Here is a 22,360-nt window from a genome sequence, read left to right as displayed (position 1 = left end):
TATAACGAATTAAAATAACAAAAAAATGATTCATCATGACAGCAGTAAAATGTATGGTACTACTATACTGTCAATTAGAAGAGACAAAAATGTAGTAGTAATAGGTGATGGGCAAGTCTCGCTAGGCCATACCGTTATAAAATCTGGAGCAAAAAAAGTTAGGCGTCTTTCTGGTGATTCCGTAATTGCCGGTTTTGCTGGAGCAACAGCTGATGCATTTACTCTCTTCGAAAGGCTAGAATCTAAACTTGATAAGCACCCAGGACAGTTAATGAGGGCATGTGTTGAACTTGCAAAAGACTGGAGAATGGATAAATATCTAAGAAAATTAGAAGCTATGATGATCGTGGCAGACAAGTCCATTTCATTGGTCATTACAGGAACGGGTGATGTTCTTGAACCTGAAGATGGCATTGCAGCCATTGGCTCTGGAGGAAATTTTGCTTTATCTGCAGCAAAAGCTTTGATTGACGTTGAAGGAATATCAATAGAGGAGATTGCAAAAAAGGCTATGAAGATAGCTGCCGATATATGTGTTTATACAAACCATAATCTAATTATCGAAAAAATAGAGGAGTAATATGTCAAGAACTTTGTGTGCCAATTTTTCTAGTCAATCTGTAGTAGGTCAATTTGATAATAATGATGACTATAATGAGAAAAATAGCCTCTATGAAAATGAAGGTACAGGAAGTAGCAGCATTCAAAGCTCACAAGCTTTATTAGATGATCTACCACCACAGAAGATAGTTAAAGAATTAGACAGATTTATAATCGGGCAGAATGATGCAAAGCGCGCTGTTGCTATTGCACTCAGAAATCGTTGGCGTCGAAATAAAGTCCCACTTCCACTACGTGAAGAGATTATACCTAAGAATATACTCATGATAGGCCATACGGGAGTTGGTAAAACTGAAATAGCTCGCCGTTTAGCAAAGCTTGCTGGTGCACCTTTTATAAAAGTTGAAGCAACGAAATTTACTGAAATAGGATATGTTGGACGTGATGTTGACTCGATAATACGTGATTTAGTTGACGCAGCAATAGTTTTAGTCAAGGAAAAAGCACGTAAAGCCTTAACTAAAAAAGCTTTAGGTTTGGCTGAAAAGATAATAGTCAACTCCATGGTTGGTGAAGATGCAACCGAGGAAAGCAAAAAAGTTTTCAGAGAAAGACTGAGAAATAAGGAATTTGAAGATGGAGAAGTTTCTATTAACGTCAGGGAGAGCAAGGGTATGTTACCCACTTTTGATATACCTGGCATGCCAGGTGGGCAAATTGGTGTGATGAACGTAACAGAAATCGTGGGCAAGATGTTTAATGGGAGCAAAAAAACAAAAACTATTACAGTTAAAGTGAAAGAAGCACGTGAAATATTGATTAATGAAGAAAGCGAAAGGTTAATGGATGAAGACAAGATAATCAAAGAAGCGATTGATCTTGTTAGCAATGAAGGCATAGTGTTTTTAGATGAAATAGATAAAATTGCAGCACGTACAGAAATAAAAGGTGAAGTCAACAGAGAAGGAGTGCAGCGCGATCTGTTACCATTACTTGAGGGAACAACTGTTTCAACTAAGTATGGCCCCGTAAAAACAGACTATATATTATTTATTGCATCTGGTGCTTTTCATTTATCTAAGCCATCTGATCTTTTACCAGAATTACAGGGTAGATTGCCAATTAGAGTGGAACTTAAGGCGCTTACTCAAGAGGATCTAATAAAAATATTAAAGGAACCAGAATCTAGTTTGTTAAAACAGTATATAGCGTTAATGAAAACGGAAAATGTAACACTTGAGTTTACTGATGATGGTATAGAGACTATAGCTGAAATAGCATTTACAGTTAATAGAGAAGTGGAAAATATAGGTGCAAGAAGACTTCATACTGTCATGGAGAAGCTTTTGGATGAAATAAGTTTTATCGCTTCTGAAAAAAATAGTGAAAAATTTGTTATAGATAGCAAATATGTAAGAGATAAACTAGAGTCAATTTCAAAGCAGCTTGATTTATCTAAATTTATACTTTAGAGGAAGCCTACTTTAAGTAATATAGAGCATTCAAGAGGTTTTATTTTTTCTTACTTCGTAATTCTTTAAGCTATTTTTCAATAGTAGAATTCAAGCTTAAATCAATTATTGCAATATCACAATCTATGCCTTTTGTTAACACATCAGTTAAAAGATCAGGTGGAGAAAGAACTGTTCTTTTATTACCAGCTCTCATTCCCACAACTCCAAGTTCTATAGCAAGTGGTATTTTTTTGTCACCAACCTTAAACTGCACTATTTGATCTTTGATTATATACTCACCATTATGTCTCTTTATGCTATATTGAACTGATATCTCATCGCCACATTTTACTCGTTTTCCAGTTTTGTTAATTAAGTCATTAAAAATCATTAGGTTATTTACTGAATCAGGATATTTATCTTTTACTTCAATCAGTTTGATGTAATAAGAGTTAAAACTCATTTTGTTGTCATCAGCGGCAATAGTAACTACACGCTCTCCACCTTCTTTCATACCTATTACCCCTAAACTCACTTCTTTTAAGTAATCCTGACCTATTTTCAAATTGACATCAGTCGGAAGTAGCGTTGCTAGGTTGTTGGAGACTTTGTACATTTGTAGCAGAACTTCTTGGCCACAGAAAACTTTACTGCCACTGCCTTCAGTAATTTCATAAAAGTTTATCATCTCTTCTTCTTTTTGCTGTGTTATTTCTTCTAAATATTCTGCTAACCCATGCTTTTCAATATAACGATCAAGAGCTGATTCAAGTATCGGCCTGACCAAATAACTTGCTATCATCTGTGTCAAACCACCATGTGTAGCATTTATTTCGTAAAGCTTTTCCCTTTTCTCTGGTTTATCTTTGTTTATATAAACAATCGTAATTATAAAAGCAGAAGCTAAAGTGAGAATCATTACTACAGAGATAAACATTTGTAATATAATTTTTCTAACCATCTTTTTTTACTTGATTCAATAAATCATATAAGTCATTAGTATTCCCTGAAAGCGTACTTAAATTATCTGAGGCCTGTTTAAAGAGACTATCTATATAGTTTTCCATTTCATTTTTTCCAAGCACGGACATTAAATTGTTTGTTTTATCTTGCTCATAATCTTCGATATCATCCTTGGCTTGAAAAATAAGCCCTAGATTTATTCCATAGTTATATAATGCTTCCCGCTCCTTGTCTGTAGCGCCTCCTATTATAGCCCCTATTTCACATGAAGCTGCAAATAGTTTTGCAGTTTTCATCAAATGAATTTCTTTTATTTTGTCAAAATCTGCACCTATATCTAAAATCTGCCCTCCCACCATTCCCTTCATTCCTATTGCTTGAGAGAGCACTTTTATGATCTCACAATTTAACAAAGATAATACCTCAAAAGCCAGGGTAAGTAATGCATCTCCGGCCAGTACTGCTGTTGCTTCACCAAATTTTTTGTGGCAGCTTGGCTGGCCTCTGCGGGTGTCACTGTTATCCATACATGGCAGATCATCGTGAATTAGGGAATAAGCATGAATAAATTCAATTGCTGCTGCTGCTGTTATTGCTTTTTCAACCTTTATGTTAAATATCGACGAAGATGCTATAACTAAAAAAGAACGTATATGTTTTGCAGGAGCAAGAAGCACATAACGCATAGCTGATATAAGTTTATTCTCGCTATTTTCAGGTAAGAGCTTATTCACTTCTACAACAAGCAAATTTTTTGTTGTTTCGTCTAGCATTTTTAAATTTATTAACTATTGAGTGCTAAGAGATAGGAAGTTTTTAATAGTTTATATAATCATAAAAGCTATTGCAAACATCAAAATTTCTTATAACATCAGAGAATAGGTTATTTTTTAGTAAGAAATGAGCGAATTGGCAAAAAGCACTAGGGAAGATATAGAAGAAAAAGTAAAGAAGATTATACTAGAGCACATCAGTAAGGATGTAGAGGGATTTAGTAGTTCTTCAAAGCTTTCAGACCATGGCACAGATAGTTTAGATGCAGTTGAAATAATCATGGCAGCTGAAGAAGAATTTGGTATAGAGATTCCTGACGAAGATGCACAAAAAATGGAAACTATGGAACAGATAGTTGAATATGTAGTAAACAAAGCAAACAATTGATGTTGAATGAGCAGAAGAGTAGTAGTTACCGGTGTTGGCTTAATTACTCCACTAGCAGCAGATGTTAATAACACCTGGTCAAAGCTGAAAGAAGGTAAATCTGGCATCAAAGCAATCAATACAGATAGGTTCGACTCTTCTGATCTTGCTTGTCAGGTTGCAGGGCAGGTGCCTGTGCAATCCGATAACATTGAGCATTATTTTAATCCACCAGATTATATTTTTGAAAAAGACCTAAAAAGAACAGATCGTTTTATTCACTACGGAATTGCAGCAGCTATTCAGGCAGTAGAAGATTCACTAATTTTGGAAAATAAAAATATTAATAAAGAGCGAATAGGTGTAGCTATTGGTTCTGGTATAGGTGGTCTTCCGTCAATTCAGGAAAATGTAATTACCATGCAGGAGAAGGGGCCTAGACGTGTTAGCCCATTTTTTGTTCCTGCAAGTCTAATAAATTTGATATCTGGTCATATTTCTATTAAATACGAATTTATAGGTCCAAATGACTCAGCGGTAACTGCATGTGCAACAGGTGCGCATGCGATTATAAACTCAGCAAGAGCTATAAAACTCGGTGAAGCTGACATTATGATTGCAGGCGGAGCAGAAAGTGCGTTATGCAGAGTTGGAATTGCAGGTTTTGCATCGATGAAGGCGCTATCAACTAAATTCAATGATAAGCCTGAAGAGGCCTCAAGGCCATGGGACGAAGAACGCGATGGATTTGTCATGGGCGAAGGGGCAGGTATATTAGTTCTGGAAGAATATGAACATGCAAAAAAAAGGGAAGCAAAAATATATGCAGAACTCACTGGATATGGACTCACAGGAGATGCGCACCACATCACAGCACCACATCCAGAAGGAAGAGGCGCACTTAAGGCAATGGAACTTGCTTTAAGGAGTGCACAAGTAAGCCCAAGTCAAATTGGGTATATCAATGCACATGGGACTTCAACAACACTTGGGGATAAAGTTGAAGTAATAGCAATGAAGCAGTTATTCGGTGACTATGCCTATAAAATACCTGTTTCCTCGACTAAATCTTCTATAGGACATTTACTTGGTGCCGCAGGAAGTGTTGAAGCAATATTTAGTATCCTTGCATTAAACAATGGAATTGTTCCACCAACTTTAAACCTACACAAACCTTCAGAAGGGTGTGATTTAAATTTTGTACCACTTAAAGCTCAAGAGCATAAAATTCAATATGCGCTTTCTAATTCATTTGGTTTTGGTGGTACCAACGCGTCTCTCATCTTTGGAAAGGTGTAGTTAATTATGCTATTTTGAATCGACTACGAAAATGTCATTCGAGTAGCTGAAACTGGAATGGCTTTGTTGCATCGCTACCTATGAAAGGCTAACTATACAAGCAACTTATTGAAAATCTTATTTTTTTGCAGTCAATCTGATCAAATTTAAGAATAGTAATTTATTGTTTGTATTAGTAAATTTAATTCTACTTAAAATAGCTAAAGCATTGAAATTCTTGAATTTTAGCTAGATTAGTGAATGGTAGTAAAATTTCTTTTACTCAAATTTAGATATTCACTGACCGTCCTTACTATAAATGCTAGAATAATAAGCTACTGATATTATTCATCTTTTTTATCTTTAATCCGCCGTAGATAGCGATGCAACAAAGCCAACTGGAATCCAGTTAAATTGGTCAGCATAAAAGTAATGTTGAAATATAACATTTTGATGATGATGAAGAAATGGATCCCAGTGTCAGCTAATCGAATGACAGAAGAAGAAAAAGCAAAATTTTGCCTTTTACCGCTAACCTATTATACTTACTTGATAAGTTCTATCGCTTGATTAAATGCATAAAATATTAGTAAGAAGTAACCATAAGCCCTTGATTGGAAAAATCAAGATTAATGGTTCAAAGAATGCCGTCTTGCCAATAATGGCGGCAAGCTTGTTTAGTAATTCTTCAATAACTTTGCATAACGTACCTGATTTAATTGACGTGCATTTGATGTCTGAGCTGCTTAAGAGTCTTGGTGCAGAAGTAAATTTTATATGCAATAAAGACTATAAAGCAAATCATACTTTGGAAATTGACTGTAGCAATATCAATAACCATTTAATATCACATGAAATTGCAAGCAGACTGCGAGCATCTTTTTTAATGCTAGGTCCAATGCTCAGCAGATTTGGTAGAGTTTCAACAGTATTTCCTGGTGGATGTAATATTGGAAAACGTCCTGTTGACATTCATATCAAGGCACTTGAAGCAATGGGAGCTAAAATTGAAATTGATAGCTGTAATATAACTGCAACAACAAAGGGAAAATTGCAAGGCAAAGAAATAACATTTGAAAAAGTAAGTGTTGGCGCAACAGAAAACATAATCATGTCAGCAACACTTGCAGAAGGAGTAACAACAATAAACAATGCCGCAACGGAGCCGGAAGTTCTTGATTTAATAGAGTTTCTAAAAAAAATGGGTGCCAATATTGAAGTTAACAACACAAAAATCACAATAGAAGGCGTTGATGAATTAAACGGATGTGTCCACACAATCATACCAGATCGCATAGAGGCCGGTACTTATGCTTTGGCTGCTGTCATTACCGACGGCGAGCTAAAGTTAGAAGGAGTAAGTTTGTCTGATATAGAATGTATTGCAAATGAATTGAAGACTATAGGAGCCAGAGTTGAGTTACATGATGATGGTATTATTATTTCTAGAAAAAATGGCTCTATTAAATCTGCTCACGTTGCAACAAATCCATATCCCAACTTTCCCAGTGATATGCAACCACAACTAATGTCTGCTATGTCAATTGCAGGTGGAATATCAATCATTGAAGAGAACGTTTTTGAAAGTAGATTTGCACATGCAAATGAGCTAAGAAAATTAGGTGCTAATATCAGCATCGAAAAAAATAAAGCTACTATAAGTGGAATAAAGAGCTTATCTGGAGCTAATCTATATGCTAATGACTTAAGATCAACGGCAGCTTTGGTGCTTGCTTCTTTGGTGGCTAGAGGAGAAACTACAATAAATAACTCACATCATTTATGGAGAGGATATGAGGCAATGCACGAAAAACTCAATTCATGTGGAGCTGATATCTCTGTTTCATCTTGAGAATATATTATGAATGAGACAACTAAGCGAACTACAGTAAAAGAGATAGATGAAATTCTATACGAAGAACATAAGGTGTTAGATCATGGATTTGTTCGAGTAATTGATTATATGGGCTCTGATAGCGCCATAGTTCAAGCTGCTCGCGTTTCTTATGGAAAGGGAACAAAACAGATAAATCAAGATGAAGCGCTTATAAAGTATTTGATGAGGCATCATCATACAACTCCATTTGAAATGTGTGAAATTAAGTTTCACGTGAAACTTCCAATTTTTATTGCAAGACAGTGGATAAGACACAGAACTGCAAATGTGAATGAATATTCCGGAAGGTATTCGATACTTGATAATGAATTTTATATACCAGAACAGGTTGCAAAACAATCTGATAATAATAAACAAGGCAGCGGTGAAGCTTTTGACTCAAGTACTTCAAAAGAAATAATAGATTCTCTAATAAATGATTCTAATTTAGTATATTCTCATTATGAGAAATTTATTGAACAGGGCCTTGCAAGAGAAATTGCCCGAACTAATCTAACACTTAATTACTATACTCAGTTTTATTGGAAAATAGATTTACACAACCTTCTTCACTTTTTAAGGCTTAGAGCTGATAAGCACGCCCAATATGAAATTAGAGTCTATGCAGAAGTTATGTTGGACATAGTAAAGAAATGGGTCCCGCTGGCCTATAATGCTTTTGTTGAATACTCGCTAAAATCAGCCTGCATTTCAAAAACTGGTCTTGAAATAATTCGCAAGCTAATAAAAGGAGAAAATGTTACGAGAGAAGAAAGTGGCATTGGTAAAAGAGAATGGAATGAGCTGATGTCTATACTTGGTAAATAATCTTGAAGATAAATGTATAGTTGTTATTTACATAGCGTTTGCAGGATAGCTGTACAAAACCCAAACCAGTCACAGCTGTACGAACATTTTGGTAATTTGCATAGTAGATGATGTCATTCCAGTGCTTGACACTGGAATCTAGTTTCACCTTATGATGGTGTTATTCAAGTAGCCTCTATCCAAGTGCCCCTTTGGTGTAATCAGAGTAGCTGATACTGGGATGGCTTTGTTGCATCACACTTTATGAGATGGTGATTTATGGTAAATTCATGTAACTATCTCAAATTTATCCACACCAATATCAGTAAATTTATTAAGCAAATAGCATTTAGTTCTTTTTCTCGATTTATCTCAGATTTATTCCTAAAACTAAATCCGAATATTTGCTTTAATCTTGAGAAAAACCCTTTAATATAAGATCTTTTCCCATAATTTACTTCTTTTTCCATTCTTTCATGCCATCTTCACCGTATAATTTTATTAACCTAATAGCAGCATTCCTGTCAGACATATAATCTATTTTTGAATGTTCTGCTGCATCCTTTTTTGGTAGAACTTTTGTTTTTATATCGTATTTCTTACACAATTTATAAAGTTTTTGCCTATCGTATGCCCTATCTGCATATAATGCTTTTATTTTGTGCTGAAAATTAACTTCTTCAAGCAAATCGCAAGTGGTCAGAGTAGACGCCATTACTGTATCTTGCAGCTATAGCTTTTTTACTATTCACACTTAACATAACATGTAACTTTCTTACTTGCTCGTAGCTTCGGTACTTTCTATCTGCACTGTTTTCCTTACTGTGGCCAGGAGTGTTACTGTAAATTTGTGCTATCTATGATAATTTCAATATTTTCCATGTTGCTTTTATCAATCCTGCAATCATTTATCTTAATATTAAGTTTTTTTTGATGCTTGTGAATAGCTGCAAATTTTTTCCTATTTGTTGCAGATATCCTTTTATAAACCCGACTGTTTGTCTTAAACCAATTCTAAAGAAACTGACGATTATATGCACTAAAATCACAACTTTATCACTATAAATATAGTTGCCGCCCTGCATTTTTGGACTATTTTCATACCAATTTTCGATAGCTTCATCGATGTAACGAAAAATATTCCCCCTTTTTTCAAGGAATTTGTTATATTCGTTTTGGTTACTGACTTTCATTTTCTGTGGCATATTTTTTCTTCAACAGTTAAAAAGCCCACTGGGATCCAACTAAGTTACTTTACAACGTTTTTCGCACAAAAGGACTGGATTCTAGCGTCACGCGCTAGAATGACATCAACTTTTGAATTCCAGTTATGCAAGAAATCTATTCATTTGAAACTTGTTTGAGAAACGTAGCTATAAAAACCGCAGGTACCAGTTGGTTTTTATTAGCTAAAGTAAAGGTCAAATATCTGGAATTCTGGACATAAAATCCCCCTGTAAAAAAGATTAGAAAAAAATGCAGCGCACACATGACAGAAATTAAGTATACACTGAAGAGGATACGCTACATTTTTTATGAGTTTAATAAAAAAGGTCTGCAGACGGAGATAGATTTTTGAGCTCAATAAATATCTCTAATTGTTATTATAATCAGATTTAAAATATGCGGAAGTAATTTTTTGTGTCCGCTTAGCAGGGTGGCAAAATAAGATAGACAGATACATTAAAACGCTCTTCAAATGTATCAATTCACTTCTTTCCTTTCCCTTCTTCACTAACTCGTGCAGCACTTGGATTCTTCACTTCAGGACCTGGCTTTACTGTTTTAACTTTGTCATTAACTTTTCGTTCTACCTCTTCTATGTCACTACCAATGTCCATAATTGTAGGTTGAAATTCGCTCATAAAATCTACAAGTTTCTTCATGTCTTCCTCATGAGTACTAGTACCCTTGCTTATAAGATTGTTCAAAAGATCAGCCTTATCTTCCCCTATTAACTGTCCTATGGCTGCTAGTTGCTCTTGATTCTGAAGCATTTTTATTATTTTTATTGTTTCATTATTAAGAATTGTTTTTTTTCCTTCATCAGCTTCAAGATTCTTTTCCATTAAATTGCTTATTAACTTTCCAAAATTATTCTCTCTTGCTTGAATCGTAGGTAATTTATCGATCACATCTTTCACAAAACTTTTCACTTCTTTTCCTGCTTTCATCGCTCCTTCTTTTATCTCACCTCTATGCTGATATATAGCATAACCAATAGCAGCTATAGCAACTAGTGCTACAAACCCTACTAATGCTGCTCCGCCAACAATTAATGCACCAGTCACTCCTCCTACTGTTAATAAACCTGCTAGTGCACCTGTTAGTGTTGTCACTGCTGCTCCACTTATTACCCCCTGAGCTAACAGTTGGTTACCTAAAGCTTCAAGCTCTTTCTCCATGCCTTTTACTTTATTTACTTGCTCCGAAAATTTTTCTAATTCAACTTTGTTCTTCTCAAAATCCTCCAATATAAGACCTATTACACTCCCAAAAACATCTTTCCTTTCTATCAGAAATTTAGACATATTCTTGATGGTTGATTCATTAGAAATTTCACCTTCTTTTATAAATTCATTTGCTTGTAATAGAGTCTCCAATGCTTGCAACAAATCTTTTTTTCCACTAATATATTGTACTACACTTTCAATTAACTTCTCGTAAATAGCTGAGTTTGCTGCACCACCTTGTACCATATTCAATTCCTATAAATTATAAATATGTCTAATTATATATGCTAATTATTAATTATATTATAATTGACATAAAATAATTACTCCTTTCCAAATATGGAATTTGTATTACAATACCTAGATTATATGAAATCAAGGTATTTTATGGGTGAGAAAAAATTAAGAGCCGCTGTGGTTTTATCAGGATGCGGCCACCTCGACGGCACAGAGGTGAGAGAAGCAGTTTTAAGTTTGCTTGTGCTTGATCAGCAGGAAGTTGAAGTCACGTGCTTTGCTCCTGACATTGATATTACACAAGTTATGAATCACAAAACAAAAGAGGCGGTAAAAGAAAAAAGGAATGTACTTGTAGAATCAGCAAGAATTGCAAGAGGTGAGATAAATGATTTAAGAGAAGCTAAAGCTGAAAATTTTGACATGCTAGTCGTACCTGGTGGATATGGAGTTGCGAAAAATTTATCTGACTTAGCTGAAAATAAAACGGTAATGCCTGAGTTTGAAAGATTAGTCTCAGAATTCTTTGTTGCAAAAAAGCCAATAGGAACTATATGTATATCTCCAGCCATTATTGTTTTAATTTTAAGTAGCAAGATAGGTAAAGAAGAAAGTAAGATTAAGGTAACTATAGGAAACGACAAAGACCAGTTGATAGAGAAGCTCGGCGGCGAACATATAACATGCGATACAAAGCTATCAATAGAAGACGAAAAGCATAATATATTTTCCTGCTCTGCTTATATGCGTAGTGATGAAAGTACACACTCTGTATATCAAGGAATAAAACACATGATTGACAGTATGGTGAAAAAAATTAATAAAAAAACCAAACAACCATTTCTCTAAAGTGTAGTTTCTTATACAATTAATTATGTTATACTTCCAGTTGCATTATTGCTGTAGCCAAAGTAATCTATAGTTGCTTATTAATGATGAATTGTATTTAGTATATAAATTTAGTTCTTTTTTTTATAGATTTAAATATGTTAGATCTTTTTTATATTAAAAGTGAGTGTTGTATAGATGGTCAGTGTGATACTTATGCAGGAGAAGTGAGTATTAATGATGTCATGTTGGGCAAGTTTAGCCTAAATTCACAAAGTGGGAAAAAGGCTATGGTAAATCTAGACATCGTTACATTCGATATCCATATTGCTATGGATGGCCAAGATGGAAGGACAATAAAAAGAGACCTTAAGGGTCCTGAATTTGTAATTAAAGATGACGGTTCCTGGTATATTAACAAAAATCTTGGTAATGATAAATTTGAAATTATAGTAAAGCAGTCATGATATGAAACATAGTGAGCGGAGCTTGCTTTTTAGCAATGTTTATATACTTACTTAAAAAATGGAGATTATCTTAGCTGAACCACGCGGTTTCTGTGCAGGGGTTAAAAGAGCTGTAGACATATTAGCAATCACTTTAGAGAAATACAAAAATGAACGCCAAGTTTATGTACTACACGAAATCGTTCATAATAAGTATATAGTAGAGGACTTCAAGAAACAAGGAGTGGTTTTTGTAAGCAGCATAGAAGACATTAAAGACAATAGAGGAATATTGATCTTTAGCGCACATGGAGTGTCGAAAAGTATAGAGGATGAGGCAAAAAGAAAGGGTGTTCAAGTGATTGATGCAACATGTCCATTAGTTAGCAAAGTACATAAAGAGGCAAAAAGGTATGAGGATAGTGGTAAAGAATTAATTCTAATTGGACATGAAAATCATCCAGAAGTTAAAGGAATTATAGGAAGAGTAAGTAATCCTATATCTCTAGTGCAAACTATGCAAGACGTATACAATTTACAAATCAAAGATCCAGATAATTTATCTTATGTAACACAAACCACGTTAAGTATTGACGATACCAAAGAAATTATTGCTACACTGAAGCTCAGATTTCCAAGCATTACAGGCCCCGACTTAAAAGATATATGCTATGCAACACAAAATAGGCAGAACGCTGTTAAAAAATTGGCTAAAATTACAGACGTAGTGTTAATTGTAGGAAGCAAAAACAGTTCAAATTCAAACCGTTTATTAGACCTGTGTATTTCCAGAGGAAAAAGAGCCTATTTGATTGATAATTATAAATGTATGAACAAAAATTGGTTGCAGGGCGCAGAAAAAATAGGAATTACTGCAGGTGCTTCTGCTCCTGATATATTAGTTGATGAGCTAGTAAATTACTTAAAAATAAATATGAATACAAAAGTTTCAGTCATGCCAGATGGATTCACTGAAAATGTTCAGTTCAAGTATACTAAATGGTAATGTGCAACAACGTGCGTCAAATCAAGTCTTTAGCTCAATTCAATTTTCAGTCTGTTGGAGAATAAAATATCAAGCTGAGATATAATTAATCCTCGTTTGTCAGGTTAAGTTGTGTCTAGCACAAATATAAAAAACCTTCATCATACAAAAGGGTTAATATTACTACTAATTTTATCAAAAACTTATAATATAAGTAATATTGTCATCTAATGTTTAATGAATTTCAATAAATTACCTTTTTAATTCTAGATGAGTATACACTTTGTTAATATGTTTGGGTCAAAACCCAAAAGTAAGTTTATGCTTTCTATAGGAAAAGAAGGCACAATGTTACTATATTTTAAAAATGATACTTTAAATAAAAGATATTTTGCTAAGGACAAAAATAATAAAGTTGTTTCTGACTTAATTTCATGTCTCTCATCAGATAAAAAAGCACCCTTATATCTGGTTCTCAATCACACTGATCAGAACTATTTGCTACAGTCTATCCCAAGAGTAAATAGGATTAGTGCTTATCTATCAGCAAAAACAAAAGTAGAGCATTTTGCTCATAATAACGATATAAATTCTATTCTCTTGGTCGAAAAGCCGAATAAATTTAATCAAAACTGGTGGTATCTATTTGTTTCATCAAAAGCAAATCATTTAATAGAATATTGGTTGGACGTGTTTGTTGAAATAGGCTCTAACTTTAAAGGAATATTAATGTTTCCTATAGAACTAGTCAGTATAGCAAAAAAGATTCTACACAAAGATCCTAGTAACTGGAAAATTATAGTTGCTGCAACTAAAACAGGTGGCTATAGACAAGTGGTTCTTAAAGAGAACAAAATGATATTTACACGTTTAATACCATTTACTAATGATAATTTACCAGGAATCATTGCTGGTGAAATATATCAGGAAGTGAAAAATACAATTCAATCTTTAACTAAGTTTGGATTTGAAAAAAATGACCCTATCGACCTTTGCATCATAGTATCAGAAGCTATTAAATCTAGTTTATCAGTTATAAATTTTTCAGAGAATAGTGTGAACATATTGACTCCATATGAGCTAGGTAAACTATTGGGAGCAGAATTAGCTATATGCGAAAAAGATAGCTTTTGTGATACTACAATTTTGTTCCATAGCTTTAAGAATAAGCCAACAGATGTTTTTAATACAAAAGAAACTAAAGAATTTTATCTATTCAATTACCTTTATTTAAACTCTCCTCGGATTTTTCTATACCTCCTTTTGACTTTAATTGTAATTAACACCTTTTGTTTGCGGAATTTGTATTCGAATTTTAATATTGCTGATAATTTATCTGCAAAGCGGAGTGCTTTAAATAACAAACTAATAAAACTTAGCCAAAGCTATAATGTAAAAAAGATAGATGAAGTTTACGATTTTATTAATATCAATAATATTTTATCAAAAATAGAGTACTCTCCTCTCACACAAGTTAAGTATGTAGAAAAGCTAAAAGTACCAGATGTAGAGCTTCAATTATTTGAGTGGAATTATAATGAGGCAAAAAGTTATATTACCACAACTTTAAGGTTTAATTTTCAATCTGGTAAAGACATTTCTTATCAATACGAGAAACTACAGAAAAATTTAAACGATAATTTCCGTACTCATGATATTAGTATTTCTAGCTTACCTACTACTAAAGAGAAAAATCTATCTATTGATGTTGAAATAGGAGAGGCAATGTAGATTGATGACTATCTCTCAACTAAAAAGAAAAGCTACAATTCAGTGCATATATTACTTATTGTTATCTATTGTATTAATAGGGTTATCAACGTGTTTTATTATCTATAACAAAAAGGTTTATAATAAAAATCAAACTGCAGCTGAGGAAATACGCTCTATTAATTTACAGATCATTGAAATTCAAAAGAAAGAAGTCGTTCTAAATAAAAACCTAGATTTATGGAAAAGAATTTCTTCTTCAAACTTACATAGTAGCAGATACATTACAAATTTAAATTTTGAGCTTAACAAGCTATATAAAAAACACTACATGTTAGAACCTGAAATATCAATTTCTATACCTGAAGAAGCTGAACTCCACAATAAAAGTGAACATACAAAAGTAATAAGAAGTGAAGTGGTTCTAAGTTTAAGCTCAATTAGCGATAAGCATATTTTTTTATTTCTACAGTCTATTCCAAATCTTCCTGGTTATGTTATGATCAGATCTCTTACCTTGAATAAGCAGAGAAATATAGATGCTAAAGTTATAAACCAGATTTTAAGTGGTAATATGATAGAGATAGTGAGAGCTAGTATAGTTTTTGATTGGTATACCATATTAAGTAGATGAATATAAAGTTGTTTTTTATTTTTACGCTGCTATTTTTTAATTTTAGTGCATATTGCAATTGCGAAGATCTTGTAGAAAATATAGGGATTTGTAAAAAATATTCTTGCCAACAGCATATTAGTAATGAAGATTTTATTGAGCATAAAATATTAGGGTTAAATAGTGAAAATTTATGTGTATATATAGAAAGACAAGGCAATGATGAAATGGTCTGTCATCATTCTAATGATGGAATGATTATAGAAAAGAAGTACTTAAAAAGTATTTTAAAAGTTGGAAATCAAGAAATAAATGACTTCATTGATATAGCAAATTTGCGTGCGAAGGAGTGTTTTTTTATCAACAATTATTATATAGATCGAGACGATATAATAAAAGAGGCAGCAGAGAGTACTTTATCGCAATATGGTAGCATAAAAAGCATTTTTTTTGATGAAGAGCAGGTTAATAGAATAGTTAGTGAGATGGAAAAGTTTAACTTACAGTCTTCAGGAGTTACAGAGGAAGAAAATTTCAATTGTAAAGTAGTCAGTTTAGATTCAATTTTATACTTTTCCCCCGATACATGGAAAATATGGGTAAATGGAAAGTTGTTTATAAATACTAAGGATTTAAAAGTGCACTCAGTAACTGAAAATTATGTAACTTTTTCATGGGCTGTAAACCAAAAGATAACAAAAGAACGGATAAGCAATTCTAAAAATGTACATTTTGGACATGGAGGTATTATGTTTACGCTTTATCCAGAACAAAAATTTGATTTAGATAGTTTATCTATTAAATAATCTAATACATCTGCGCTTGTAGCTCAGTTGGATAGAGCGTTGCCCTCCGGAGGCAAAGGTCGTGGGTTCGAATCCCTCCAAGCGCGTTTTTAATTAAATTTGACAATAATACTCTCACATAAGATAATAAAGAGATTTATTTTAAAGCATAATTATGTCTAGTGGTACTATAAATAAAGTCATATTAGTTGGTAATTTAGGAAAAGATCCTGAAATTAGGACTACACAAAATGGAAAAGAGATGGCAAGTTTTTCGATAGCCACATCTGAAAGTTGGACTGACAAATTTTCTGGTACGCGCTCTGAAAAGACAGAATGGCATAATATTGTAATTTTTAGTGAAGGATTAGTAAAAATTGTTAAGGATTTTGCGCGCAAAGGTAGTAAAGTTTACGTTGAAGGTTCTCTGAGAACTAGAAAATGGACTGACCAAAATGGTAGCGAAAGGTATACGACAGAGGTGGTGCTATATAACTTTAATAGTGCCCTTACCCTTTTAGATTCACGAAACAGTATGTCAAACTCTGATTACAAGCCAAGTGAATACAAACAAAATGAAACAGAACAAAAAGATAAACACGGAAGTTTTGACAACGATATAAAAGACGAACTAATCGATGATGAAATACCATTTTAATAACTTCAATTGAAATCTACATTTTTATGGACTGCTTGTGTTACTCCTTTTAATTGCAGTGGAGATAGTATAGATTACCAAAGCTTGCAGCGTTTACTAACAATGCAAGCTGAAGCTGAAAATGGTGTAGTGTTGCTAGGTAGCACAGGTGAAAGCTTATCACTTACTGATTCTGAAAAGCGCACATTAGTTGAATTTGTATGTGAGCTAAAATTAAATACGAAAATTATAATTGGTGTACCAGGAGTGAATCTATATCAGACTCTTGAATGGCTTGATTTTTGCAAGGGTATGCCTATTCATGTCTATCTAATGACAACTCCCATTTATGCAAAGCCTGGAATCATGGGGCAAACTTTATGGTTTGAAAAGCTGCTTGAAAAAGCACATGTGCCAGCCATGCTTTACAATATTCCATCAAGAGCAGGAGTGAGTCTTCACGCTGAAACTGTACGCAACTTATCCAGCCACGAAAAATTTTGGGCTATCAAAGATTCAAGTGGCACCGTTGATACTTTAACTCAGTATAAGAAAGTTGCACCAAATATTGAGGTCTTTTGCGGAGATGATAATATGATACCCGATATGGCTGCTAAGGGTGCGGCTGGTCTGGTTTCTGTTGCTGCCAATGTTTGGCCACGTGTAGTACATGAATATGTTAAGCAATGCATGAGTGGCGAGAACCCTCAGGCAGACAGTTGGCAACAAGCTTGCAAAACTCTATTTACTGCCAGCAATCCAATACCTACTAAAGCACTCTTGCATGACATTGGGCTTATAGAACACAAAACTGTTCGTCTACCACTAAGCACAGAAGACTTGCCTTCTATTGAAACATTGAGGCAAGCTAATAAAATGATTCTTGGATGGAAAGAATTGACTAATAGCTAAAGCTAGGAACACACATCATCAACTTCTACACCTGCATCAAATAAACTAACTTGTTATAAGAAAACTAACCATATGAAATTCTTGTTGATATGACTTAATGAATAATTATTTTAGGTTACTAATTTATTTTAAGAAACTTTGATGATATTTAGCCCACTTATTTTTCTATTTTCCATGTCACGATGAGCCCCTATTATTTCATCAAATTTATATTTTTTATTAATTCGTACGATTAAAAGTTTTTTTCTTATCATCTCGAATATTTCCATTGCAGTAAGCACTAATGTAAATTTATCATGCTTATAGTGATATATCGAAGTTCCAGCTGCAAATAACGAACGCGAACTAAGTAAAGAGAAATTAATAGGAGCATTACCTGATATCTGCCCATAGGAAACATATATGCCAAACTTACCCAAAGATTCAAAAGAGAGCTTGCTTGTAGCGTAACCTATAGGGTCATACACTGCACCTACTCCTCTATTTTTCGTAATCTCCATGATTTTAGAAACGAAATCTTTATCATTGTAGTTTATTGCGTATGTGCAGCCATTTTGTAAAGCTATCTTCATTTTTTCGTCAGAGCTTATAGAACCTATCACTACACCTTTTTTATCCTTTGCCCATTGGCATATTATTTGCCCCAAACCACCATTAGCTCCATGAACTAGTACAAAAGCACCAGGCCTGATTCTATAAGATTGATTAACTAAATAGTGAGCTGTCATACCTTTAAACAATACTGCAGCAGCAACTTCATCAGGTATATCATTCGGAATTTTTATCAAATATTTCTGGTGTACAATGCGCTTTTCACAATATGCCCCTGGAGGAGCTGTGCAATATCCAACTCTATCTCCAACCTTAAGTCCATCACTAATTTTTTTACCAAGCTTTTCAACAACTCCTACTGCCTCTACTCCAAGTACTGATGGCAGATCTTTAATTTTGCGTGTACCTTTTCTGTGTTCTAAATCATAACGATTTAAGCCGATAGTTGTATGACGTATTAAGACTTCCTCATCTTTTGGCTCACCTATGCTCTTATCTACAAATTCTAATACTTCTGGCCCCCCAGTTTTTTTAATTTGTATAGCTCTAACCATGATAAATGTAAGACAAAAACTTTAATTATGTTATCTAGCAATTAATATTTTGCAAAATGTTATTTAGAGTTTATACACTACATAAGCGTATTGTTAATAGTTTTGAGGCACAAATTATGACAAACAGAGAAACTTGGCTTTATAGTGTTTTATTCAATGTGTTGTGTGAAGTGGATGAAGATGACGATTTAGATACCAATAATAAAAATAAAAGAAAGGTTAAAATGTAAAATGCAAAAATCAGATAAAAAAGGAGACTATTGTAAATATTTATATACTTCTTGGGAAAAAAAGGATTTGATATTAATCACAGATTTGACTTGAAAGATTATGATGGCTTTCCAATAGATAGTCTTTTTTCCATCGCCATTAACTATAAACCGTACACTTTAACAAATCTAGCGCAAGTTTTAATAAAAGCAGGAGCTAATGTGCAAAACGAAAAAGGATATTTACATACCTGTGTTTTGACCCATTCTCCGGACATATTAAAGGCTCTCATAAAAGCGGGAGTGAATGATAGCCCAGATGAAAACTACAATGGAAACACTGCTTTAGAGTGTGTTGCTGAATTATATTGTAAGGATAAGTCAATTGAACGCAAAAATTGCTGTGAGATTCTAATTAGCATACATTAGAAAAAAATCCCAACATAGAAATACCAGATTCTGTAAAAAATAATAAGGATTTGGCTCAATGTTGGAATGCTTGTGAAGCAAATAATGAAGGATGGGAATTAGCAACAACGAACACTGAAACACAAGTAGTCAGTGTGCAAAAAGCAAATAAGAGCTCCTGCTCAATTCAATAGATGTATCGTACAACCTTGTTCGGATTACAATAGGAAAAGGTTTGTTATTTAAGCTTAAAAAACGTATATGATAGTGTTATTTCACTTAAATCTTTTGTACTATTGTCACGCATTATTTCAGGGTCTACGTAAAAGGATACGGGCATAGCCGCTTTTTGTTTTGGTAGCAGCATTTGCTCTTCAAAACAAAAGCATGCAACTTTATTGAAATATTTACCTGCTTTAAAAGGTGTGACATTATACACTGCCATTCCAAAAGAAGGCTGATCAGATAAATTTTTTGCATAATAAAATACTAAACTTTGTTGCCCTATATTTGTATCGATGTAGTTAGTTTCTGATTTAAATTCCCAAGGCAGACCTGATATTATATCAGCATTAAGGTAAACCCTGATTTTTTGGTCAGTTGCATTTATTGTTGCATTAGTTACTTTTCTCGTTGTGCCACCATATCCAGTAGCTTTACAAAAGATGCTATACAACGGTACTGAAGCATATGCAAGACACAGCATCAATACCACTAAAGATATTAGGAGGAAAACTATAGAACTTTTATTGTTTCCCCTTAAAAAGGAAATCATCTAATCCTTATTGTTGAACAAGTTAAGTAACCTGAGTAAATTGAGGAATATATTGATGAAGTCAAAGTAAAGATTAGTTGCACCAAGTATTGCCAGCTTAGTAGTTGCAACTTCTGAGCCATCATTATATCTATAATAAACATCTTTGATTCTCTGAGCATCGTATGCGGTCATTAAAGTAAACACTATCACTGATACAAACGATATTGCAAAATAGAGAGGACTGCTTCCAAGAAACAGATTAACTATAGATGCAATGATTAACCCCCAGATTCCCATAATCAAAAAAGAACCCATGCTGGTAAGATCTTTTTTTGTAGTATTACCATATAAAGCCATAGAACCAAACATGATCGATGTAATGAAAAATGCTCTCGCTATATTTTCTGCAGTATAAATTATAAAAATATGAGATAAAGAAATTCCCATTAAAACTGAGAATAGAAAAAATACAGTAAGTGTTGACTGAGCACTTAGGTGTTGAAGCCTAAAAGACATATAAAACACCAATGCAACTGGAGATAGCATTACTACAAGCGATAGAACAGGATTGGAATAAATCACCTGGAAAAGACCAGAAAACACTGTTAAAAACGCAACAAGCCCTGTAACACCTAAAGCTAAAGCCATATAATTGTATACTTTAGTTAGGTAACTCCTGAGTCCAGCACTATAATAAACGCCCTGAGAGCGAATATCCTGTTCGTTTTTCATATAAGACATATGTAACTCCTTATTATCTCTTGATGATATATTATAATACAATACAGCGTTTTTATCAAGTATAAAATGACATACTACAATTGAATGGTGTGGTATGCAATTAGAGAATTTCTTCCATAACTATAAGCAAATCGGTTTTCAGCAGCATTTAACTATTATAACAACCTCTGGCAATAGAAATTACTTTCACCATTCCCTCTATCATGATTTAAGGGGAATGGTGAAAGTAGTTTTTGCATTTACTAAAGCATTCTTCTTATAGATACTATACCAACAATCCACTATTTTTTCTATGTCTCGCGGTTTAACCTCCGGACCTATACTGATTCTAATTGAACATTCTGCTTGCTCTTTTGTTGCTCCCATTGCAAGCAAAACATGAGAAGGCCCAACTTTTCCAGAAGAACATGCAGAACCATTGCTGACTGCAATATTATTTAAGTCAAAGCACATGAGCTGCAGATCATTCTTCACTCTCGGCATATAAATGAAACTTGTATTTGGCAATCTTTTAGAATTTCTGCCAAAGATCTTGATATCACTGACAAGACTTAATAACCCATACTCCAATTGATCACGCAGCTTCTCTACTTCATCCATCTTTGATAGAAGATCTGGAATGTTTTGCAATGCAGCAGAAAGACCTACTATTGCAATAATGTTTTCTGTACCACCACGCAATCCTTTTTCTTGCCCACCACCTATTATAGTAGGTTCTATTACAAGCTTTTTGTCAAATATTAAAACTCCACTACCTGCTATACCACCAAATTTGTGAGCAGATAAAGTAAGTAAATCCACTCCTAAATCTTCCATATTTACTTTGATTTTCCCAACACTTTGAGCAGCGTCAGTGTGACAGATTGCCCCGAATTTATGTGCCATTTTAGCTATTTCCTTAACAGGCTGGATAACTCCAGTTTCGTTATTAGCCATCATCACTGAAATTATTACTTTATTCCCTTCAAGTTCGCTTAGAATTTTCTCTAGCTCTAAAAAGTCAATAATACCCTCTTGATTAACGGGTATTATATGTGGATTACATGCAGAATTAAGAATTGAAGGATGCTCTATAGCTGAAATTACATGCAGATAGCCTTTCATTCCTCTCATGACGAGGTTGTTTGCTTCAGTTGCACCAGACGTAAAAACTATTTCTTTATCATCTGGAATGCTAAGAGCATTACGTACGTTATCTCTTACCTCTTTAAGAATCTTCCTCGCTTCTTGTCCTCTTTTATGCAGCGATGATGGATTTAGTGTTTGTTTCGACAAAATCTCAAGTATACTTTTTTTTACATTTTTACTCACTGGAGCAGTTGCATTATAATCAGCATACACGCAACTACTGTCTTCCAGAGAGAATAAACTCACAGGCTTATTTGTCACTTACCATCAACCAATTATGTATGTTAACTTTAACACGATAAAAATTTATTGCAAAAACAGGGAAA

At 33.8% G+C, this 22,360-nt stretch carries 25 protein-coding genes and 1 tRNA gene; 17 read left to right on the top strand and 9 right to left on the bottom strand.

Annotated elements, in window-relative coordinates; all coding sequences use genetic code 11:
- Window positions 1-25: 25 nt before the first annotated feature.
- Together hslV and hslU are read left to right on the top strand one after the other, a co-directional pair.
- Window positions 26-580 carry an ATP-dependent protease subunit HslV gene (hslV, locus tag ACE38P_RS05540; RefSeq protein ID WP_010406442.1) on the top strand — a complete coding sequence of 185 codons (555 nt, stop codon included), beginning with the start codon at window positions 26-28 and terminating at the stop codon, window positions 578-580.
- Between the two features lies 1 nt (window position 581).
- Window positions 582-2,033 (top strand): ATP-dependent protease ATPase subunit HslU, encoded by a 1,452-nt coding sequence (gene hslU, locus ACE38P_RS05535; RefSeq protein WP_010406444.1) that lies wholly within the window; start codon window positions 582-584, stop codon window positions 2,031-2,033.
- A 70-nt stretch (window positions 2,034-2,103) separates the two neighbouring features.
- Here the strand turns inward: hslU and ACE38P_RS05530 are convergent, their stop codons facing one another.
- Both ACE38P_RS05530 and ACE38P_RS05525 read right to left on the bottom strand, forming a co-directional pair.
- The gene (locus ACE38P_RS05530; protein ID WP_264376055.1) at window positions 2,104-2,976 is read right to left on the bottom strand and encodes an FKBP-type peptidyl-prolyl cis-trans isomerase; all 873 of its coding nucleotides are present in this window, start codon (window positions 2,974-2,976) and stop codon (window positions 2,104-2,106) included.
- Window positions 2,969-3,751, bottom strand: coding sequence for a polyprenyl synthetase family protein (locus ACE38P_RS05525; RefSeq protein WP_064085854.1), 783 nt, complete (start codon window positions 3,749-3,751; stop codon window positions 2,969-2,971). Before ACE38P_RS05525 ends, ACE38P_RS05530 begins: the two co-directional genes overlap by 8 nt.
- 127 nt (window positions 3,752-3,878) lie before the next feature.
- Between ACE38P_RS05525 and acpP the strand changes: the two genes are divergently transcribed.
- The 5 genes from acpP (at window position 3,879) to thyX (ending at window position 8,100) form a co-directional block, all read left to right on the top strand.
- The gene (gene acpP, locus ACE38P_RS05520) at window positions 3,879-4,139 is read left to right on the top strand and encodes an acyl carrier protein (RefSeq protein WP_064085853.1); all 261 of its coding nucleotides are present in this window, start codon (window positions 3,879-3,881) and stop codon (window positions 4,137-4,139) included.
- 6 nt (window positions 4,140-4,145) lie between these two features.
- A complete protein-coding gene (fabF, locus tag ACE38P_RS05515; protein WP_264376056.1) occupies window positions 4,146-5,417 on the top strand; it encodes a beta-ketoacyl-ACP synthase II in 1,272 nt (423 codons plus the stop codon).
- Between the two features lie 411 nt (window positions 5,418-5,828).
- Entirely contained in the window at window positions 5,829-5,966 is a 138-nt protein-coding gene (locus ACE38P_RS05510; RefSeq protein WP_374699660.1) for a hypothetical protein, read from the top strand.
- Window positions 5,967-5,970: 4 nt separating this feature from the next.
- A complete protein-coding gene (gene murA, locus ACE38P_RS05505; RefSeq protein WP_374699659.1) occupies window positions 5,971-7,248 on the top strand; it encodes a UDP-N-acetylglucosamine 1-carboxyvinyltransferase in 1,278 nt (425 codons plus the stop codon).
- A gap of 9 nt (window positions 7,249-7,257) precedes the next feature.
- A complete protein-coding gene (thyX, locus tag ACE38P_RS05500) occupies window positions 7,258-8,100 on the top strand; it encodes an FAD-dependent thymidylate synthase (protein WP_374699658.1) in 843 nt (280 codons plus the stop codon).
- Window positions 8,101-8,533: 433 nt separating this feature from the next.
- Here the strand turns inward: thyX and ACE38P_RS05495 are convergent, their stop codons facing one another.
- From ACE38P_RS05495 to ACE38P_RS05485, 3 genes are all read right to left on the bottom strand, one after another.
- Window positions 8,534-8,794 carry a transposase gene (locus ACE38P_RS05495; protein WP_374699589.1) on the bottom strand — a complete coding sequence of 87 codons (261 nt, stop codon included), beginning with the start codon at window positions 8,792-8,794 and terminating at the stop codon, window positions 8,534-8,536.
- A gap of 193 nt (window positions 8,795-8,987) precedes the next feature.
- Window positions 8,988-9,284 (bottom strand): transposase, encoded by a 297-nt coding sequence (locus ACE38P_RS05490; RefSeq protein WP_264376060.1) that lies wholly within the window; start codon window positions 9,282-9,284, stop codon window positions 8,988-8,990.
- A 504-nt stretch (window positions 9,285-9,788) separates the two neighbouring features.
- Entirely contained in the window at window positions 9,789-10,778 is a 990-nt protein-coding gene (locus ACE38P_RS05485) for a glycine zipper family protein (protein WP_374699657.1), read from the bottom strand.
- A 141-nt stretch (window positions 10,779-10,919) separates the two neighbouring features.
- Here ACE38P_RS05485 and elbB point away from each other — a divergent pair, with 141 nt between their 5' ends.
- From elbB to dapA, 9 genes are all read left to right on the top strand, one after another.
- Entirely contained in the window at window positions 10,920-11,618 is a 699-nt protein-coding gene (gene elbB / locus ACE38P_RS05480) for an isoprenoid biosynthesis glyoxalase ElbB (RefSeq protein ID WP_264376090.1), read from the top strand.
- Window positions 11,619-11,755: 137 nt separating this feature from the next.
- The gene (locus ACE38P_RS05475) at window positions 11,756-12,064 is read left to right on the top strand and encodes a hypothetical protein (RefSeq protein ID WP_010406993.1); all 309 of its coding nucleotides are present in this window, start codon (window positions 11,756-11,758) and stop codon (window positions 12,062-12,064) included.
- A 58-nt stretch (window positions 12,065-12,122) separates the two neighbouring features.
- Complete coding sequence (gene ispH / locus ACE38P_RS05470; protein ID WP_213863831.1) at window positions 12,123-13,049, top strand: 4-hydroxy-3-methylbut-2-enyl diphosphate reductase; 927 nt, start codon at window positions 12,123-12,125, stop codon at window positions 13,047-13,049.
- A 270-nt stretch (window positions 13,050-13,319) separates the two neighbouring features.
- The gene (locus tag ACE38P_RS05465; RefSeq protein WP_010406997.1) at window positions 13,320-14,759 is read left to right on the top strand and encodes a hypothetical protein; all 1,440 of its coding nucleotides are present in this window, start codon (window positions 13,320-13,322) and stop codon (window positions 14,757-14,759) included.
- A 4-nt stretch (window positions 14,760-14,763) separates the two neighbouring features.
- Window positions 14,764-15,372 (top strand): hypothetical protein, encoded by a 609-nt coding sequence (locus ACE38P_RS05460; protein ID WP_010406999.1) that lies wholly within the window; start codon window positions 14,764-14,766, stop codon window positions 15,370-15,372.
- Entirely contained in the window at window positions 15,369-16,157 is a 789-nt protein-coding gene (locus ACE38P_RS05455) for a hypothetical protein (protein ID WP_010407002.1), read from the top strand. Before ACE38P_RS05460 ends, ACE38P_RS05455 begins: the two co-directional genes overlap by 4 nt.
- A gap of 12 nt (window positions 16,158-16,169) precedes the next feature.
- Window positions 16,170-16,243: transfer RNA gene (locus ACE38P_RS05450), tRNA-Arg, on the top strand.
- Window positions 16,244-16,311: 68 nt separating this feature from the next.
- On the top strand, window positions 16,312-16,794 hold the full coding sequence (gene ssb / locus ACE38P_RS05445; RefSeq protein WP_006014313.1) for a single-stranded DNA-binding protein: 483 nt from the start codon (window positions 16,312-16,314) through the stop codon (window positions 16,792-16,794).
- A gap of 9 nt (window positions 16,795-16,803) precedes the next feature.
- A complete protein-coding gene (gene dapA / locus ACE38P_RS05440) occupies window positions 16,804-17,685 on the top strand; it encodes a 4-hydroxy-tetrahydrodipicolinate synthase (protein ID WP_374699656.1) in 882 nt (293 codons plus the stop codon).
- A 128-nt stretch (window positions 17,686-17,813) separates the two neighbouring features.
- On the opposite strand, the gene ACE38P_RS05435 is transcribed toward dapA, so the two are convergent.
- Window positions 17,814-18,791: a quinone oxidoreductase family protein gene (locus ACE38P_RS05435; protein WP_374699655.1), complete on the bottom strand. Its 978-nt coding sequence runs from the start codon at window positions 18,789-18,791 to the stop codon at window positions 17,814-17,816.
- A 281-nt stretch (window positions 18,792-19,072) separates the two neighbouring features.
- Between ACE38P_RS05435 and ACE38P_RS05430 the strand changes: the two genes are divergently transcribed.
- Window positions 19,073-19,429 carry a hypothetical protein gene (locus ACE38P_RS05430; RefSeq protein ID WP_374699654.1) on the top strand — a complete coding sequence of 119 codons (357 nt, stop codon included), beginning with the start codon at window positions 19,073-19,075 and terminating at the stop codon, window positions 19,427-19,429.
- Between the two features lie 217 nt (window positions 19,430-19,646).
- Here the strand turns inward: ACE38P_RS05430 and ACE38P_RS05425 are convergent, their stop codons facing one another.
- From ACE38P_RS05425 to ACE38P_RS05415, 3 genes are all read right to left on the bottom strand, one after another.
- Window positions 19,647-20,183, bottom strand: a complete 537-nt coding sequence (locus ACE38P_RS05425; RefSeq protein WP_374699653.1) for a cytochrome c oxidase assembly protein — start codon at window positions 20,181-20,183, stop codon at window positions 19,647-19,649.
- Window positions 20,184-20,906, bottom strand: coding sequence for a Bax inhibitor-1/YccA family protein (locus ACE38P_RS05420; RefSeq protein WP_007302228.1), 723 nt, complete (start codon window positions 20,904-20,906; stop codon window positions 20,184-20,186).
- A 201-nt stretch (window positions 20,907-21,107) separates the two neighbouring features.
- Window positions 21,108-22,295 carry a cysteine desulfurase family protein gene (locus ACE38P_RS05415; RefSeq protein WP_374699652.1) on the bottom strand — a complete coding sequence of 396 codons (1,188 nt, stop codon included), beginning with the start codon at window positions 22,293-22,295 and terminating at the stop codon, window positions 21,108-21,110.
- Between the last annotated feature and the right edge of the window lie 65 nt (window positions 22,296-22,360).

Origin of the sequence: Wolbachia endosymbiont (group A) of Limnophora tigrina (assembly GCF_964263225.1) — a bacterium.
In the GTDB taxonomy this organism is placed as follows: Bacteria; Pseudomonadota; Alphaproteobacteria; order Rickettsiales; family Anaplasmataceae; genus Wolbachia.
Note: the sequence above shows the minus strand (reverse complement) of the source record. Positions and strands in the feature narration are given on the sequence as shown.